Here is a 15,440-nt window from a genome sequence, read left to right as displayed (position 1 = left end):
AATTTAGGCGGCCACCGATTTCAGTTGAGTAGCCAGGTTTTCCACTACTTCATCAATCTCGGTTAACGTGTTTTTGTAACTGAACGAAAACCTGATGGTTTCCATGTCCGTTGCTATGCCCAGGCCTTTGAATACCGGGGCTGATTGTGCAGTATAGTCGGAACCGCCCGAAACGATAATATCGATGTCGTCCAGGTGGTTGCTCAAAGGCCGCCCGCCCCAATCAGGGAAGCTGGCACTTAAGATTGTAGCAAGGTTCTCTTCGGGTTTGCCGCCGTTTATCCGCACACCCGGTACCAATGCCTGCAGTTTTGTGATCATCCTTATTTTTAGGGCCTTGATATAATTGATTTTATCCTCAATATCCCAGTAGGCTATTTCCAGAGCTTTTGCAAGCCCAACAATTGCCGCTACGTTTTCGGTACCTGTTTGCTGTTCCGGGCTGTTGCCGTAAACGAGTTTGCTAATGCGCTTGCCGCTGCGGTTAACTAAAATCCCCGCACCTAAAGGCCCGTGGAATTTATTTGCCGAGGCAGATGCAAAATCAAGCTTCAACCTTTCGGGATAAAGGGCATAGTTGCCAAGGGTTTGTATCGTGTCTGAATGGACGGTTGCGCCATAGCGGTGCCCGAGTTCGGCAATGTCTGCTATCGGGTTAACCAACCCGGTAATGGCATTGGCGTGTATTACCGATACCAGGTTGCGCGTATTGGTACGTAACAGGTATTCGAGGTGGTTAAGGTCGGGCCGGCCAATCCTGTCTGTATTCAAATAACTTATCCTTGCATTATGTTTCTTTTGCAGCACACCCATGGTTTGCAAAATAGCGCCGTGCTCAAAAGGCGTGGTAATGATATGATCGATGCCTTGCCCGGCAATGGCGGTAGCCAGTGCCATATTGTTTGCTTCGGTACCGTTTGATGTAAAAACGATTGTTTCCGCAGGCACTTTCAATAATGCTGCTATTGTACTCCGGCTATTTTCAATAGCTTCTTTTGCTTTTCGGCCATATGCATTGTTTGCGCTTGCATTGCCAAAGTGTTCTAATATATAAGGCGCCATAGCGCTGAAAACATCCGGATGGATGGGAGTAGAGGATGCATTGTCGAGGTAAATACCCATAATACTGAAATAGAATAAAACGATGTTATTAATTAAAAGCCGGGGCGGCTAAAAGCTTGATTTTTCAGCAACAACAATACAGGCGCAGTTTCATGGTAGCAGTTTAAAGAGCATCCTTGCGGACAAAGATGCTATGGTTTAACCAACAATTAATAAAATCAGTAAATACTTAGCGAGACAAAAGTAGAATTAATTCTATAATTCCCATAGAAATAGTAGAATATATTTTATATTTGCGGTGTAAGGTTTTTTTGAAATTGTTTAAGTGTCTTTTAGCTCTTTAAAGAACTTTCTCTTCATTCAGGTTTATAATTGGTTGTAAAGAGTTCCTGCCCATCAGGAACTCTTTCTTTTTTTTGCGCCGAATAGAAATTGGGAGCAGGATATGAGCAACAATTAGGTCCACCGCAGGTTGTAAGTGGCCCGGAAGGAGAAGATAAGGGCATCATTCTTATCACGAATCAAGTTTCGGCATTGTTTTCGAATATATCGATAGGTCATATCGATACCCTTGAAACCATGGCATAACTTAATATAGACCTTATTTGTGACACTTCATAAACATCTTTTTTTAGGTTTCACACTAATTCTATAGTATTAATATACTATAATTGTGTGCCTTATTTGTGAGAAGCAGGTGCAATTTATCAATCATATCCACAATGTATTTTATGCAAACGTGTTGAATCAGTTTTTTAGGGTCGGTAGCGGCCACTATTGCGTTTAACCTATTTTGAAACGCAGCACCTTTTCGAAAAAAATACCTGTGCAGTGTGGCTGCGCATTAATTAACCTCTCTCAGCATCTAAGAAATAACATGAAAGATTTGCAGCTCAACAGCTTTATTGAATTACTTTATCAAACGCACAAAGCCGAATGGGAGGCCACGCCATCTAACGAACAGGCCATTCATTGGCTGAACGACCTGTTGGAATTTTTGTTCCCTAACAACAGGCTCAACAAGAAAATTATTTACGAAGGCCAACTGAAAAAGAACCAGATAGAACTGGAAAATATCCTGTTGAGCTATCTGGACATCGATGCCATTGATATTGATTACGCTGTGGCGCATTTTTACGCCGCATTGGAACGAATATACCAGGACCTACGGGCCGATGCCGCCCGCATGTACGAAAAGGATCCGGCGGCAGGCAGTGTGCATGAGGTAATTGTTTCTTATCCCGGCTTTTATGCAATAGCAGTCCATCGCATTGCGCATCAGCTTTCGCAATTAAGCATACCCATTCTCCCACGAATACTAAATGAGCACGCACACGGCAGAACAGGGGTGGATATTCATCCTAGCGCCCGCATAGGCGTTCCGTTTTGTATCGATCATGGCACGGGCATCGTGATAGGCGCTACGGCCATCATCGGTAAAAATGTAACTATTTACCAGGGTGTAACCATCGGTGCAGCACAGGTGAGTAAGGGCCTCAAAGATACCAAACGCCATCCCACTGTAGAAGACAATGTTACCATATACGCCCGTAGTACCATATTAGGTGGCAAAACGGTTATAGGGCATGATAGTATTATAGGCGGCAGTGTATTTTTAACAAAAAGCGTTGAGCCTTATTCTAACGTATTCAACACCCATCAATTACGAATAGAGGTTAAATCTGATATATAAAACATTATGGCCGGTATCATCGATCTGATTGGCAATACCCCATTGGTAGAGCTTACAAAATTAAACCCTAACCCAAACGTAAAAGTATTTGCCAAACTGGAAGGGAACAACCCGGGTGGCAGTGTTAAAGACAGGGCTTCGCTCAACATGATACGCAGCGCGATAGAACGCGGGGACATTAACCAGGACACGCGTTTGATTGAAGCTACCAGCGGTAATACAGGGATCGCACTGGCCATGATTGCGAGCCTTTATGGACTTGACATAGAATTAGTTATGCCCTCAAATTCCACACGGGAGCGAACGCTGACGATGGAAGCGTTTGGAGCAAAGGTGACGTTATTAGACAACATAGAAGCTTGCCGCGATTATGCGGAAGAGAAAGGTGCCGCCGCAGGGAATTTTTTGCTGAACCAATTTGCCAACAGCGATAACTATATGGCTCATTACAAAACCACCGGACCCGAAATTTGGCGTGATACAGACGGCGCAATCACCCATTTTGTAAGCGCAATGGGAACAACCGGTACCATTATGGGCTGCTCCCGTTATCTGAAGGAGAAGGACCCAAACGTGCAGATTATCGGCTGCCAGCCAACAGAAAGCTCATCTATACCCGGTATCCGCCGTTGGGAGCCGGCCTATCTGCCCAAAATATTCGATGCAAAGCGCGTTGACCGGACGTTAGACGTTTCGGAACAGGACGCCACCCACATGGCCCGCAGGCTCGCTAAAGAAGAAGGCGTATTTGCCGGGATGAGCACAGGCGGAGCCTGCTCTGCCGCACTAAAAATTGCAGAAGAATTAACAGCCGGAACCATTGTTTTTATTGCTTGTGACCGTGGCGACCGTTATTTGAGCAGCCCGTTATTCGGGTAATTTTAATTCAATTACGTCATTATATCAGAAAGCGCGTTTTACAAATAGCTCAGCCACCATTTTTCTTTATGCGCTTGCTTATAAGCATCATAGCGTTTACACAAAGGGTATAACGCTATCACTATCCCCAACCAAACCAGGTAGGCAACAGGCAAAGAAAAACCGTATCCTGCCAGGCCCCGCGTGAACCAGATGGGTTTGGTAAGTATCCATATTCTCCAATCCTGGCCCACAGTAACTGCCGACGTTACGATGGCGATGGTGTGGATGATGTATATATGAATAAGGTAATAGAACATCGGCACCCTGCCATATACGGAGACTACCTCAACTAATACCCCTTTCAACCGTTCGGTAAATGACAGGAATAAGAATGCCGAGCCTAAGGTTACCAGCAGGTATAAAAGAGAGGGCGGATACTTGCTTACGTTAATGAATGAGAGGAAGGTAAAAAACGCGTTTTTTTGTACCGACCATGCTGACGGGTCTCCATACACGTTGGCGTAACGCAAGGCTACAAACACGGCTATGCATAACCCACCGGCCAGCAATAAATTCCGCTGCCTTTTGCTGCTGTCGTACCCTGTAGCAAACCAGGTACCCAGGCAATACCCCAAAGGCATAACAGCCATCAGCGGCACAATTGGATAGCCTACCAAAAAAAGTTCGCCGTGCCAGGTGAAAAACCGTTGATCGTGGATAAGCGACCAGCCGAATGCCGGCAGGGAATCGCCGTCGACATGAACTCCATCGAGCAGATTGTGGCCTGCCATAATCAAAACACTACCAATCAGGATGGCTTTTACGGGCAAATGGATAACCCCTGCCAGGATAATCATGCTTATGCCAAGGGCCCAGATGGTAATGAAAAAAAACATAGGAAACGTGAGGTTGAAATTCCAGCCCAGATTAACCACTATCAGTTCAAGAAATATCAACCATATGCCTCTCTTTACAAGGAATATAGATAGTTCCTTCTTAGTCTTCCGCTGCCCAATGAGGTATGCCGAGGTGCCGGCCAGCAGCATAAATATAGGCGCACAGAAATGGGTGATCCACCGGGTGAAAAATATGATGCCGCTTGTTTTAGTAAGATCCAAGGGGTCGAAAAGAAAGGAACCTGAATATAAATAATCCCTCACATGGTCAAGCGCCATGATGATCATGATAGTGCCTCGCAGGAAATCGATTGAGGTTATCCTGTTTCTTAAATTTAAAATTGTGGTCATTGGTGTTTGGTTGAACTTATTAATGCCGTTGATTTGCTTAGCTGCCAATTCACAGGCGAAGCAATACAGGTGTTTCGCGATTTATGGCAGCTTTGATTATAGCCTGTTATATTGATATAAAATTATACGTATTGTGGACTAGTTATATAGGCCAGAAACAATAGTTACAATAGTCCAGTTATCATTAATAGCATATCATCAAGGTAAATAACCGCATTCGCAAATAAATACTTATTTTGCTGATGTGGAACCAATATTACTTTCCAAATCACAGGCGCGAAAGCTTATTCTTGAGTCCGCTGGTCTTGCGCGGCGCGGACAGTTCGGTACAGGTATAGAAGCTGTTTATCGCCTGATAGATCAACTAGGTTTTGTGCAACTGGACACCAATTACGTGGTGGAACGGGCGCATCATCATGTAATGGCTGCGCGGGTTCCCGATTATGAAACCGGTTGGCTGGCAGAACTTACGGAAGAAGGCCGGATTTTTGAGTATTTTACCTCTGATGCGGGGTATATCCCAATGAAGGATTTCCGCTTCTCGCTGCCGGTGAAACAGGCGTTTGCCCAACGGAATACACTCACCAAACCGGAAGTTAATTTGATGAAGCAGGTGCTCGACCGGATAGGGCGGGAAGGCCCGCTGATGGTTGGGGATTTTGAGAACGACCGGCTGGAGGCCAGTTCTGGTTGGTGGGATTGGCGGCCCGCAAAGGTTGCGCTGGAACGCTTGTATCTCAGCGGTGAATTGATGATTACCCGCGACAAAAAATTCCATAAATTATACGATTTGCCAATGAACCTGGTGCCCGCAGAAACCGATTTGCAGGTTCCATCGGCGGAGGAATACGCGCGTTTTGTAATCCGGCGCACCTTAGGTGCGCTGGGTATAGCCTACGTAAAAGAAATGGCCTGGCGTGCCCGTTACGTAAAAGGCAATCTGGTGAAACAGGAACTGGCGAAGATGGTGGCAGAAGGAGAGGTGCTGACTGTAGCGGTAGAGGGGTTGAAGAGCGCGCCGCTGTACATGTTGCCCGATCAAAATACGGAGGTGGAATTGGCGGGTGATGCATTTATCCTGTCGCCTTTTGATATCCTGAATGTTTTCAGGCATCGCCTAAGGGATTTTTTTGATTTTGATTACCAGGTGGAGTGCTTTGTGCCAGCACCCAAACGTAAATACGGGTATTTCTCGCTGCCAGTGCTGGTAGGGGATACCTTTGTTGCACGCATGGATGCCAAGGCAGAAAGGAAGCAACAGGTATTGGTTGTACATAACCTGCATTTTGAAGAGGTGGAACTCAGCGAAGCCATGCTGCAAGAGATTATTGAGGCACTAAAAGCCTTTACTCAATTTAATCAGTGCCACCATATTGAATTTAAAAAAACGAATAGGGAAGCGTACTTAAGAACCATTGAAATGGCGCTGAAATAGCTTAGGTTGAGTAGTCCTGTTAACAAAAAAATAATCTGCAATTGAGCAATCAGCTAAAAAGGATTTCTCTATCTTTAGTGGTATACTAAACCCTTACCCAAAAGCTATCAAAATAAATGATTATTACTATTAAAGACGAAAGTGCAACAGGTAAACTACTGCACGAGTTTGAAATGGAGTTTAAAACCGAAATGGTTACCGTGCGCGATATTATTATGCGGCGGGTGTATGATGAGGTGAAACAATACAACGAAAAAGTACACCTCGGCTTTAAAGGGCTGGTGCAGCCTACCGATGCCGAAAAAACACTTAACGGCTATAAGCAAAAAAAGGATAAGGTAATTGATGCTGAAAAACAGGCATACATTGCCCTGCATGCTTTTCAAAACAATGGCTTTTTTGTTTTGATAGATAACATGCAGTCTGAAAGCCTGGACGAGGAGATTGCCCTGCACCTCGGCATGAGCGTGAGTTTTATTAAGTTAACGCAATTAGTTGGCGGTTGAGGTATGGGTATTTTTGATAAAATATTGAGCGTTTTTCAGAAGAGTGACGTGCAGGAAGGCAGCGCACAGACCGACAGCAGTTGGGAATACAAAAGGATAATTACAAACTCGCGAAATGAACTGGAAAAAACCAATACTTATTTTTACGACCTTAAACTATCTGCCTGCACCCATTACACGGATAACGTTGCATCCTGGGGCGACAAAAAAAAGATACAATTAATATTATACTGCATAGCTAAAAACACCAGCTATAACAACAACAGGGCTAATTTCAACTACAACAGCGCCGAAGCTAAAGACAGGGATGTAAGGGCAGCCTACCTTGCACAGCTCCTTAAAACCAAATTGGTTATTGATGCAGGTGATTTGGAGCAAATGGTAAACGCCCTCACCGTAGATTTAACGCATGGTTGGGGCACTTACTACCAGTGGCCTATTGGCGCCCTGCTAAACCAGCTTTCGCGCTTATATGGCAACACCGGGTTGCCGGTGCAAATGCATGCATCGGTAGCTATACTGAGGAAAGCCATCAGCCAGGTCAACACGTCTTATTTTGAGAAGGATAGGCTAAAGCTGATGGAGAAGATCGATCAGCTACTCTTTAAGGCCACCGCCGCGCCGGAGGAAGTAAAGCCCACGCTATTTTTAGGGAAAGATCCGTTTTCGGGCTATGCTAATCAAATTATTGAGGGGATGCCCGTAACTGTAAAACCCCTGTGGTATAAATTGATAACAAAGGCAGGCAAAGCAACCGGATCAAAACCTTCTGCTAAGTTCCTGGCAGAGGGCAAAGAATTGTTTACCCAACTGGGTGCCGATAAGTTTAAGGCTGTGGTAAACGACTGGGTTCTTTTCCTCGTCGCCATGAAAGAAGAAACCACGGTTACTACCCATAACTATGGCGGCCGCGATTATAGCTATTCATCTTCTACCTTTTTAAGCGCTATAAATGTGGAAGCCATTAAGGGCTTTGTGTGGATGTGCTCAAATTTTCATGATAATGCAACGCTTAACAACTTAGCCAAACTGGCCGAAAGGGCTTTTAGGAAAATACCGGGGCAGGGGCCGGCTGCCGCTGCGGTTGGTAACGCCTGCCTGTATGCCCTCTACCGCTCGAAAGGGCTGGATGGTATTGGGCACTTGTCGCGGCTTAAATTGCGCATTAAGCAATCGAGCACGCAGCAATTGATAGAGAAATACATTGCCGAAGCTGCAGCCGGGCAAGGTGTATCGCCGCATGTTATTGAAGATATGGCCGTGGATGACCTGAAGCTGGAAAACGGCAGCCGCGAGTGGGCTTTCGAAGGCTTTTCCTGCACTTTAAACATCACCGGGGTTGGCAAATCTGAATTAAGCTGGTTTAAAGCCGATGGGACGCAGCAAAAATCGGTGCCGGCGGCTGTTAGAGATAAGTATGCCGAGAAGCTAAAGAAGATAAAAGACACGCAAAAGCAAACCGACCAGGGTACCACCGCCCAGCGCGACAGGATCGACCGAATGTTTAGGACGGGCCGTAGCTGGAGCTTTGATGCTTTTACAAAATACTACCTGCAACAAGGGCTAATGGGCTTTTTAACTAAGCGCATCATTTGGAATTTTACCCATGCGGAAGGTACTGTTTCGGCATTGTTGGTTGATGGCAAATGGCGTAATAGCCACGATGAATTGGTGGTGCCCAATAGCGCTGCTTTTGTTTCGCTATGGCATCCTGCGCTGGCATCGGTTGCCGAAGTTAGAGCCTGGCGTAGCCTATTGATGAAGCACCAGATACAGCAGCCGCTTAAGCAGGCCTACCGCGAAGTTTACCTGTTAACCGAAGCAGAGTTGAACACCCGGTCGTACAGTAACAGGATGGCGGCGCACGTGCTTAAGCAACACCAGTTTAATATGCTGGCTAAAACACGTGGCTGGAAATACGCTTTATTGGGGGCTTACGATAACGGCGTTGAGCATGGTATTGCGGAAATTAATTTGCCCGAATACGGTTTGAAGGCGCAATATTGGGTTAATGAGGTTAATGCAGACGATGCTTTTAACGAAACCGGTATTTGGAACTACGTGACTACCGACCAGATAAGGTTTACCAATAGCACCGGTGGCGCTGTTATCGACCTGATAGACGTGCCTGCGCTGGTCCTGTCCGAAGTGCTGCGCGATGTTGATTTGTTTGTTGGTGTTGCCAGCGTGGGCAACGACCCCGCCTGGCAAGATTCGGGCGGGCTGCCGGCTTTTAACAATTATTGGCAGTCCTATTCATTTGGCGACCTTACCGAGGTGGCAAAAACGCGCAAGGAAATACTAACCGGCTTGTTGCCCCGCCTCAAAATAAATAAGGTGGCCGAGATAAAGGATAAATTTGTTGTGGTAAAGGGAAAACTGCGGACGTATAAAATTCACATAGGCAGTACCAATATTTTGATGGAACCTAACGACCAATACTTGTGTATAGTTCCCGACCGCAGCCAAAAGAACCAAACCGAAAATGTTTTCCTGCCCTTTGAAGGCGATGCCGGGCTGTCGGTGATACTGTCGAAAGCATTTTTGCTTGCGGACGATGATAAGATTACCGATAGTACTATTACATCACAGATAAACCGCAAATAAACTGGGCTCGTCGATTTGTTGGAAATTGTGGAGGTCCGCTTCTATTTCGGGTAATTTGAGCGTGGAAACTTAGTTAGATCAACCTTTAATAAAGTAATAATCAATCTTTTTCCTCTACCACAAACAGCTCTTCTACGGGTATGTTTAATACCCTCGCTATTTTGATAGCTAAAATATAAGAGGGCATAAATTTGCCCGACTCGATAGAATGAATGGTTTGCCGGGACACCTGTACCCGCTCGGCCAAATCCTGTTGCGATAAATTGATGCGTGCCCGTTCTAACTTTAATGTATTGGTCATATTAGCTTTTCCAGTGCATATAAATAGTCTGGGCCAAAGAGCATGTGAACGGAAAAATCAGTAGAAATAAAACATATGCACTGGTGTTATGCTGTGCTACTGCTAAATAGCCACCTATCCCTCCACTAATAATGCCTTGACTATACAGAAAAACAAGAAAAAACGTCTTCATTTTTTTTCTATAAACTATTAGCTGCGCTTCATTCATGTACACAAGCGCCGAATCCCGGTACATGCATACTTTAAACAATATTAGATAATATCCCTGTACAATAGCCGCGTAAATCAACAAGTTCGAATTAGTTTCGATTAATAAACCCATTATTAATGCAAAGCCCACAGCAAACCTTAGCGTAGCTTTCGACGCATAGTTTTGTATTACTATGCCCCTTTCGTCTATATTTTTTCCTTCGGCTTTAATAATGATAGCTGTTCCTATATTCAGTGCTAACAAGACCAAATTCCGGGCTGTTATATTCATTTTATTATATATCACTACATGTTGCCAAAAGTTTGAAAAGCCAACCGCCCAGCGGTTTGTAAAAAATATTGCAATTAATGATGCTAAAACTATAAAATAGCCCACCATTTGGGCGGTTTTAAAATTGTTGTGATGCGTTGTATTCATAAAAATGATTTGTAGGTTGTATTTTCGACGTGTGTGTAAAGTAAAGTTGTCAAATGTAAATAAAACTTTACATGTTCCGTAAAAGATTAAATGATTTTTATTGAATAGCAAAAAGGGGCCGCCGCAGGTCCGATACTGTAGGTATCACCCGATATTACCCCGCCCGGAACGGCGTTCACCCCGACTGTAAACATTGTTCAGCGTCCACGCTGACGTGTACGACGTGCTAAATAAAGGAGTTTCTATTTCGGGTAATTTGAGCGTGGGCGCTTAAGTTTTTAGCATCCGGGCGTGGACGCCGGGAAAGGCGGGGTAACTCATAAAGAATTCTTAAAGGGCTTTCAAGATTGGCAATTCTCTATCAAAATGGATCATGCAGGTTAAGCACCTGTTATTAGCGCTGCCGCTATTATCCCCTTTAATACTTCCAGGTCTACATCTGCCAGCTTATTCAGGTACAAACAACCGCCGCCTGTTTTGTGCTTGCCCAGCTTTTGCAGTGCCGCTTCGTGCCGGCGCAGGTCTATCAGGTATATGGTCAAATTAGCCTTGCGCGGCGCAAACCCCAGCACGAACCAGTCCACCTGCCGTCCGCTGGTTGGGCTCTCATAGCGTTTCAAGCCAAACCCCACAATCGAATTGCTCCACAGCACCGGCGCTTCGCCACTGGCCTGCTGCATGAGTTCCAGCAGCACCAGGCTGTCCCGGCGCTTCTGCTCATCGGGCAGCCCATTAATAAATTCAGGTACGCTAACTTGGGTCGGCTTGGTTTTGATCTCGGCGAGTTTGGGTTTCCTGGCGGGCATAACAAGGTGGGTTTAGCATTACGACTAACGAAGCTACAAAAAATAAGGTACTACGCGCGGCCGGGCATCCGCGCTGCCCATAAAGTTTCCCGGGTCGCCGCCGGGGGGCGCGAAATAATTTTTAACGGGTTTCCGGATGGGCAAGTGTCGCCAAAAAAACAGGCCGGTGCTGGGCTGCAAAATGGAAAAAGCCGTCAAAACCGGCATTTTTTAAACAATGCTTTTTCAGGCCTTATTACCCCGAAAAACCACAGAAAATCAAAGAAAAACGCAGATTTCTGCAAACCGCCTTTTTGCTGTACGAAACTGTACGACTCGTACAGTTCATACAGGTATAGGTTTACCCCCGGTCGGTTAGCACAACAATGGGTTGGGGTAGTTATCGCTTTGATCCTCAGCCACATTATCCAGGCAAACAAAATCCTTCTCTACTAATAAGTACATGGCGCTGTTGCTGTTTTCAAAGCCTATGCGGTCGCTATAAACCCATTCTTCTATCATTTTGCCGGGCATGTGTATAGTGATGGTGTTATCCTCAAAACTTGCCGATAATGAATTAACCATGCCCCGGCGCAAGGCGTACTTAAACACTTGCGCGCCAAAATTGGTGCTTTCTTCTATAAAGCCGTTCATGGCAAGGCTGGCCACATCGCTTTTAGTAAGCCTGTACCGCAGCGAATTGCCCTTTATCCTTATCTTCATAACATAATATTTCTTGTGATTGAACTGTTACCACATCGCCTATTATAATAATGGCTGGGTAGGTTAATTTATGCTGCTCTGCCAGCCACTCCAGGTTGCGGGCCATGCCAACGGCGCTGCGCTGGCTTGGCAACGATGCATGTTGGATAATAGCAGCCGGGGTGTTTCCAAAACCGGCATCCGTATAGGTTTTAGCTATCTCTGCCAGTTTTTTCATGCCCATATATATAACTACAGTTGCATTGCTTTGTATGGCCAGTTTCAGGTCGGCCGATAGCCCGCCATCCTTCTTGGTGCCGGTTATCATCCACACGCTTTCGCTTACACCCCGGTGGGTAAGTGGGATGTCTTCAAAACCCGATGCCTGCATGCTGGTAATGCCCGGGATGAAATGCGTTTTAATGCCGTGCTGCCGCGCGAAGATGATTTCCTCGAAACCGCGCCCGAAGATGAACGGGTCGCCGCCCTTAAGCCTTACAACCATACCTTTGGTAAAAGCGTAGTGGCGTATCAGCTCGTGGATGTTTTCCTGCGGGGTGTAATCGCCGTAGGGGCGTTTGCCTACATATACCTTTTCACAATCTTCCCGGCAAAGAGCCAGTAGTTCGGTATTGGCCAGGTTATCATATAATACTACATTGGCTTGCTGCAGTACTTTATGTCCTTTTACTGTTATCAGGTCCGGATCGCCCGGGCCCGCTCCTAACAAAAATAATTCTGGTTTTATTGATTTATTTTCCATTTTATTAAAATTTAATGGTAAAAAAGAGCTTTTTATCAATCAGTTACTGTGTTTTAATCGCTTTTATACCAAAAATGCAATTAAAATATCACAAAAACTGATTTAAATTATATTTAATGCTCTAAATTATGAATAATAAAGACAAATTGTATGATTTATTTAATAAAAAATTCAATTTTTATTTCTTTTTGATGATTATTTGAATTATAATTGTGATGTAAATGCATTTAAGGTCGCAGTTTGATGCATTTGGTTCTGAAATATCGCTTTAACATTTAAAAAACATCACAATGTCAAAACCAATCATTATTGTTGCAGGCAACGGCATGGTAGGCTACAAGTTTTGCGAAAAGCTGTTGGCCCGTTCATCACAGTTCCAAATAATTGTTTTTGGCGAAGAACCCCGCCATGCTTATGATAGGGTGCATCTTAGCGAATACTTTAACGGTAAATCTGCCGACGATCTTTCGCTATCTACGCACTCCTGGTATGCTGATAATGGCATCATGCTGCACCTCGGCGATCCTATCCAGGAAATTAATCGCGCTCAAAAAACCATTCACTCCCTAAAAGGCGTAACCCGGCATTACGATTATCTGGTACTGGCTACCGGCTCCTCGGCTTTTGTGCCCGATATTCCGGGTATAGAAAAAGAAGGTGTATTTGTTTACCGTACTATAGAAGACCTGGAACTGATAAAGGCCTGTGCTGCCACAGCAAAATCTGGCGCAGTAATGGGCGGTGGCTTGTTAGGGCTTGAAGCTGCCAAAGCATTGATGGACCTGGGTATTGCCGAGCCGCATGTAATTGAGTTTGCGCCGAGGCTGATGCCAAGGCAGATTGATTCGGCAGGTAGCAATATGCTACAGTTGAAGCTTAACCAATTGGGCCTGCATATTCATTTAAATAAAAGTACCGCCGCCATAGTGGGAGGTAAAAAGATAGATGCTCTGCGTTTTAACGATGATAGCCTGCTACCGGTTGATATGCTGGTGATATCGGCAGGCATCCGCCCGCGCGACGAGCTTGCTAAGCTGGCAGGCCTGCAAGTTGGCACCCGTGGTGGTATTATGGTGAACGAAAAAATGCAAACCAGCGACGAGCATATTTACGCCATTGGCGAATGCGCTCTTTATGAAGGCATGATATACGGACTGGTTGCACCGGGTTATGAGATGGCCGATATAGTTGCCGCTCATTTAACAAAGGCAGATAAGTCTTTCTACGGCTACGATATGAGCACCAAGCTAAAGCTGATAGGTGTTGATGTGGCCAGCTTTGGCGATGCGTTTATCACCGAGCCCGATTGCCGTACCATATTGTTTGAGGATACGCATAAAGGTATTTACAAGCGCATTAACATTAGCAACGATGGGAAGCAGCTTTTGGGAGGTATATTAATTGGCGAAGCGGAAGCTTATAACATGCTGCTGCAAACCGTAAATAATAAAATTGTACTCCCACCCGATCCGGAGGACTTGATATTAGGTTCGCGCGGTGGTGCAGTAAGCGAAGGCGCAGGCGTAATGAACCTGCCCGATGATGCGCTTATCTGTTCCTGCGAGGCGGTAACTAAAGCTGCTATTTGCGGCGCGGTGAACGAGCAGGGTATCACCAATATGGATGGCATGAAAAAATGCACCAAAGCCGGTACCGGTTGCGGTGGCTGCGTGCCGTTGGTGAAGGATCTGATTGCCGGAACGATGAAGGCCAACGGCCAGTACATCAAAAATGTGATATGCGAGCATTTTGATTATTCGCGCCAGGAGCTTTTCGACCTGGTGAAGATAAACGGCCTGAAGAATTACGACCTGGTGCTGGATCATTATGGTAAGGGTGATGGTTGCGAGGTTTGTAAACCCGTTGTGGCAAGTATCCTCTCCAGCCTTTGGAACGATGTAATTGTAAAACAAGAAGTGATACAGGACAGTAACGACCGCTTTTTGGCCAACATTCAAAAAGGTGGTACGTACTCTGTAGTGCCGCGCATCCCGGGCGGAGAGATAACACCCGATAAATTGATCGTGATTGGCCGGGTGGCCAAAAGATATGGTCTTTATACCAAAATAACCGGCGGTCAGCGTATAGATATGTTCGGCGCGCATTTGAATGATCTGCCCGCAATTTGGGAAGAACTGATAGATGCCGGCTTTGAAAGCGGGCACGCCTATGGCAAAGCCTTGCGTACGGTTAAAAGTTGCGTGGGTAGTACCTGGTGTCGCTTTGGCTTGCACGATAGCGTAACGTTTGCCATCGAAATTGAGGACAGGTACAAAGGCATCCGTGCGCCGCATAAAATAAAAGGTGGCGTAAGCGGTTGTGTACGCGAATGTGCCGAAGCCCAATCAAAAGATTTTGGCATCATAGCCACCGAAAAAGGTTGGAACTTATACGTATGCGGTAATGGCGGCTCTAAACCGCAGCATGCGCAATTGCTGGCTACTGATATAGATAACCAAACCGTTATTAAATACCTCGATCGCTTTTTGATGTTCTATATCAAAACAGCCGATCAGCTTACCCGCACTGCAACGTGGTTGAACAAACTGGACGGAGGGATGAGTTACCTCAAAAATGTTGTCATTAATGATAGCCTGGGTTTGGGCGAGCAGTTGGAAGAAGAAATGCAGGCGTTAGTAAATACCTATCACTGCGAATGGAAGGAAGTGATAGAAAGCCCTGCCATGCGTAAACGCTTCTCGCATTTTATAAATGCTCCCGAGGAAAAAGATCCGCATGCTCAATTTGAACCCATGCGCGAACAGGTGCGGGCCAAAGAGTGGTAGGGTTTTAAGTCAAGATTCAAAAATAAAAATTAAAAAAAAGCGCGGGCTGAGTGCTATTCCCCTC

General features: G+C 45.5%; 13 protein-coding genes. 6 read left to right on the top strand and 7 right to left on the bottom strand.

Features of this window, described 5'->3' with window-relative positions:
* Positions 1-3 precede the first annotated feature (3 nt).
* A complete protein-coding gene (locus tag AC1DYT_RS26085) occupies positions 4-1,122 on the bottom strand; it encodes a cysteine desulfurase family protein (RefSeq protein ID WP_477472420.1) in 1,119 nt (372 codons plus the stop codon).
* 817 nt (positions 1,123-1,939) lie between these two features.
* Here AC1DYT_RS26085 and AC1DYT_RS26080 point away from each other — a divergent pair.
* Together AC1DYT_RS26080 and cysM are read left to right on the top strand one after the other, a co-directional pair.
* A complete protein-coding gene (locus AC1DYT_RS26080; RefSeq protein WP_477472419.1) occupies positions 1,940-2,755 on the top strand; it encodes a serine O-acetyltransferase in 816 nt (271 codons plus the stop codon).
* A 6-nt stretch (positions 2,756-2,761) separates the two neighbouring features.
* A complete protein-coding gene (gene cysM, locus AC1DYT_RS26075) occupies positions 2,762-3,634 on the top strand; it encodes a cysteine synthase CysM (protein WP_477472418.1) in 873 nt (290 codons plus the stop codon).
* A 38-nt stretch (positions 3,635-3,672) separates the two neighbouring features.
* Here the strand turns inward: cysM and AC1DYT_RS26070 are convergent, their stop codons facing one another.
* Positions 3,673-4,863 carry an acetyltransferase domain-containing protein gene (locus AC1DYT_RS26070; RefSeq protein WP_477472417.1) on the bottom strand — a complete coding sequence of 397 codons (1,191 nt, stop codon included), beginning with the start codon at positions 4,861-4,863 and terminating at the stop codon, positions 3,673-3,675.
* 244 nt (positions 4,864-5,107) lie between these two features.
* Between AC1DYT_RS26070 and AC1DYT_RS26065 the strand changes: the two genes are divergently transcribed.
* The 3 genes from AC1DYT_RS26065 to AC1DYT_RS26055 all read left to right on the top strand — a co-directional run bounded on the left by AC1DYT_RS26065 (position 5,108) and on the right by AC1DYT_RS26055 (position 9,411).
* Complete coding sequence (locus AC1DYT_RS26065; RefSeq protein ID WP_477472416.1) at positions 5,108-6,298, top strand: winged helix-turn-helix domain-containing protein; 1,191 nt, start codon at positions 5,108-5,110, stop codon at positions 6,296-6,298.
* Between the two features lie 116 nt (positions 6,299-6,414).
* Complete coding sequence (locus AC1DYT_RS26060) at positions 6,415-6,804, top strand: hypothetical protein (RefSeq protein ID WP_477472415.1); 390 nt, start codon at positions 6,415-6,417, stop codon at positions 6,802-6,804.
* A gap of 3 nt (positions 6,805-6,807) precedes the next feature.
* Positions 6,808-9,411 (top strand): DUF4132 domain-containing protein, encoded by a 2,604-nt coding sequence (locus AC1DYT_RS26055; RefSeq protein ID WP_477472414.1) that lies wholly within the window; start codon positions 6,808-6,810, stop codon positions 9,409-9,411.
* Between the two features lie 100 nt (positions 9,412-9,511).
* On the opposite strand, the gene AC1DYT_RS26050 is transcribed toward AC1DYT_RS26055, so the two are convergent.
* The 5 genes from AC1DYT_RS26050 to cobA all read right to left on the bottom strand — a co-directional run bounded on the left by AC1DYT_RS26050 (position 9,512) and on the right by cobA (position 12,590).
* A complete protein-coding gene (locus AC1DYT_RS26050) occupies positions 9,512-9,712 on the bottom strand; it encodes a helix-turn-helix transcriptional regulator (RefSeq protein WP_477472413.1) in 201 nt (66 codons plus the stop codon).
* Position 9,713: 1 nt separating this feature from the next.
* Positions 9,714-10,340, bottom strand: a complete 627-nt coding sequence (locus AC1DYT_RS26045) for a hypothetical protein (RefSeq protein ID WP_477472412.1) — start codon at positions 10,338-10,340, stop codon at positions 9,714-9,716.
* Positions 10,341-10,720: 380 nt separating this feature from the next.
* Positions 10,721-11,146: a DUF1801 domain-containing protein gene (locus AC1DYT_RS26040; RefSeq protein WP_477472411.1), complete on the bottom strand. Its 426-nt coding sequence runs from the start codon at positions 11,144-11,146 to the stop codon at positions 10,721-10,723.
* Between the two features lie 354 nt (positions 11,147-11,500).
* Positions 11,501-11,848 carry a DUF7009 family protein gene (locus AC1DYT_RS26035; RefSeq protein WP_477472410.1) on the bottom strand — a complete coding sequence of 116 codons (348 nt, stop codon included), beginning with the start codon at positions 11,846-11,848 and terminating at the stop codon, positions 11,501-11,503.
* On the bottom strand, positions 11,802-12,590 hold the full coding sequence (gene cobA / locus AC1DYT_RS26030) for a uroporphyrinogen-III C-methyltransferase (RefSeq protein ID WP_477472409.1): 789 nt from the start codon (positions 12,588-12,590) through the stop codon (positions 11,802-11,804). The genes AC1DYT_RS26035 and cobA overlap by 47 nt, the downstream gene beginning before the upstream one ends.
* 290 nt (positions 12,591-12,880) lie before the next feature.
* Here cobA and nirB point away from each other — a divergent pair, with 290 nt between their 5' ends.
* A complete protein-coding gene (nirB, locus tag AC1DYT_RS26025; protein ID WP_477472408.1) occupies positions 12,881-15,376 on the top strand; it encodes a nitrite reductase large subunit NirB in 2,496 nt (831 codons plus the stop codon).
* Positions 15,377-15,440 lie beyond the last annotated feature (64 nt).

Source organism: Mucilaginibacter sp. P1_D10, from assembly GCF_056406215.1.
This window is presented reverse-complemented; position numbering and strand designations above follow the sequence as displayed.

Coding starts and splice junctions, on each gene's coding strand:
- AC1DYT_RS26085 (WP_477472420.1), bottom strand. CDS start 1,122: ATGGGTATTTACCTCGACAATGCATCCTCTACTCCCATCCATCCGGAT.
- AC1DYT_RS26080 (WP_477472419.1), top strand. CDS start 1,940: ATGAAAGATTTGCAGCTCAACAGCTTTATTGAATTACTTTATCAAACG.
- cysM (WP_477472418.1), top strand. CDS start 2,762: ATGGCCGGTATCATCGATCTGATTGGCAATACCCCATTGGTAGAGCTT.
- AC1DYT_RS26070 (WP_477472417.1), bottom strand. CDS start 4,863: ATGACCACAATTTTAAATTTAAGAAACAGGATAACCTCAATCGATTTC.
- AC1DYT_RS26060 (WP_477472415.1), top strand. CDS start 6,415: ATGATTATTACTATTAAAGACGAAAGTGCAACAGGTAAACTACTGCAC.
- AC1DYT_RS26055 (WP_477472414.1), top strand. CDS start 6,808: ATGGGTATTTTTGATAAAATATTGAGCGTTTTTCAGAAGAGTGACGTG.
- AC1DYT_RS26050 (WP_477472413.1), bottom strand. CDS start 9,712: ATGACCAATACATTAAAGTTAGAACGGGCACGCATCAATTTATCGCAA.
- AC1DYT_RS26045 (WP_477472412.1), bottom strand. CDS start 10,340: ATGAATACAACGCATCACAACAATTTTAAAACCGCCCAAATGGTGGGC.
- AC1DYT_RS26040 (WP_477472411.1), bottom strand. CDS start 11,146: ATGCCCGCCAGGAAACCCAAACTCGCCGAGATCAAAACCAAGCCGACC.
- AC1DYT_RS26035 (WP_477472410.1), bottom strand. CDS start 11,848: ATGAAGATAAGGATAAAGGGCAATTCGCTGCGGTACAGGCTTACTAAA.
- cobA (WP_477472409.1), bottom strand. CDS start 12,590: ATGGAAAATAAATCAATAAAACCAGAATTATTTTTGTTAGGAGCGGGC.
- nirB (WP_477472408.1), top strand. CDS start 12,881: ATGTCAAAACCAATCATTATTGTTGCAGGCAACGGCATGGTAGGCTAC.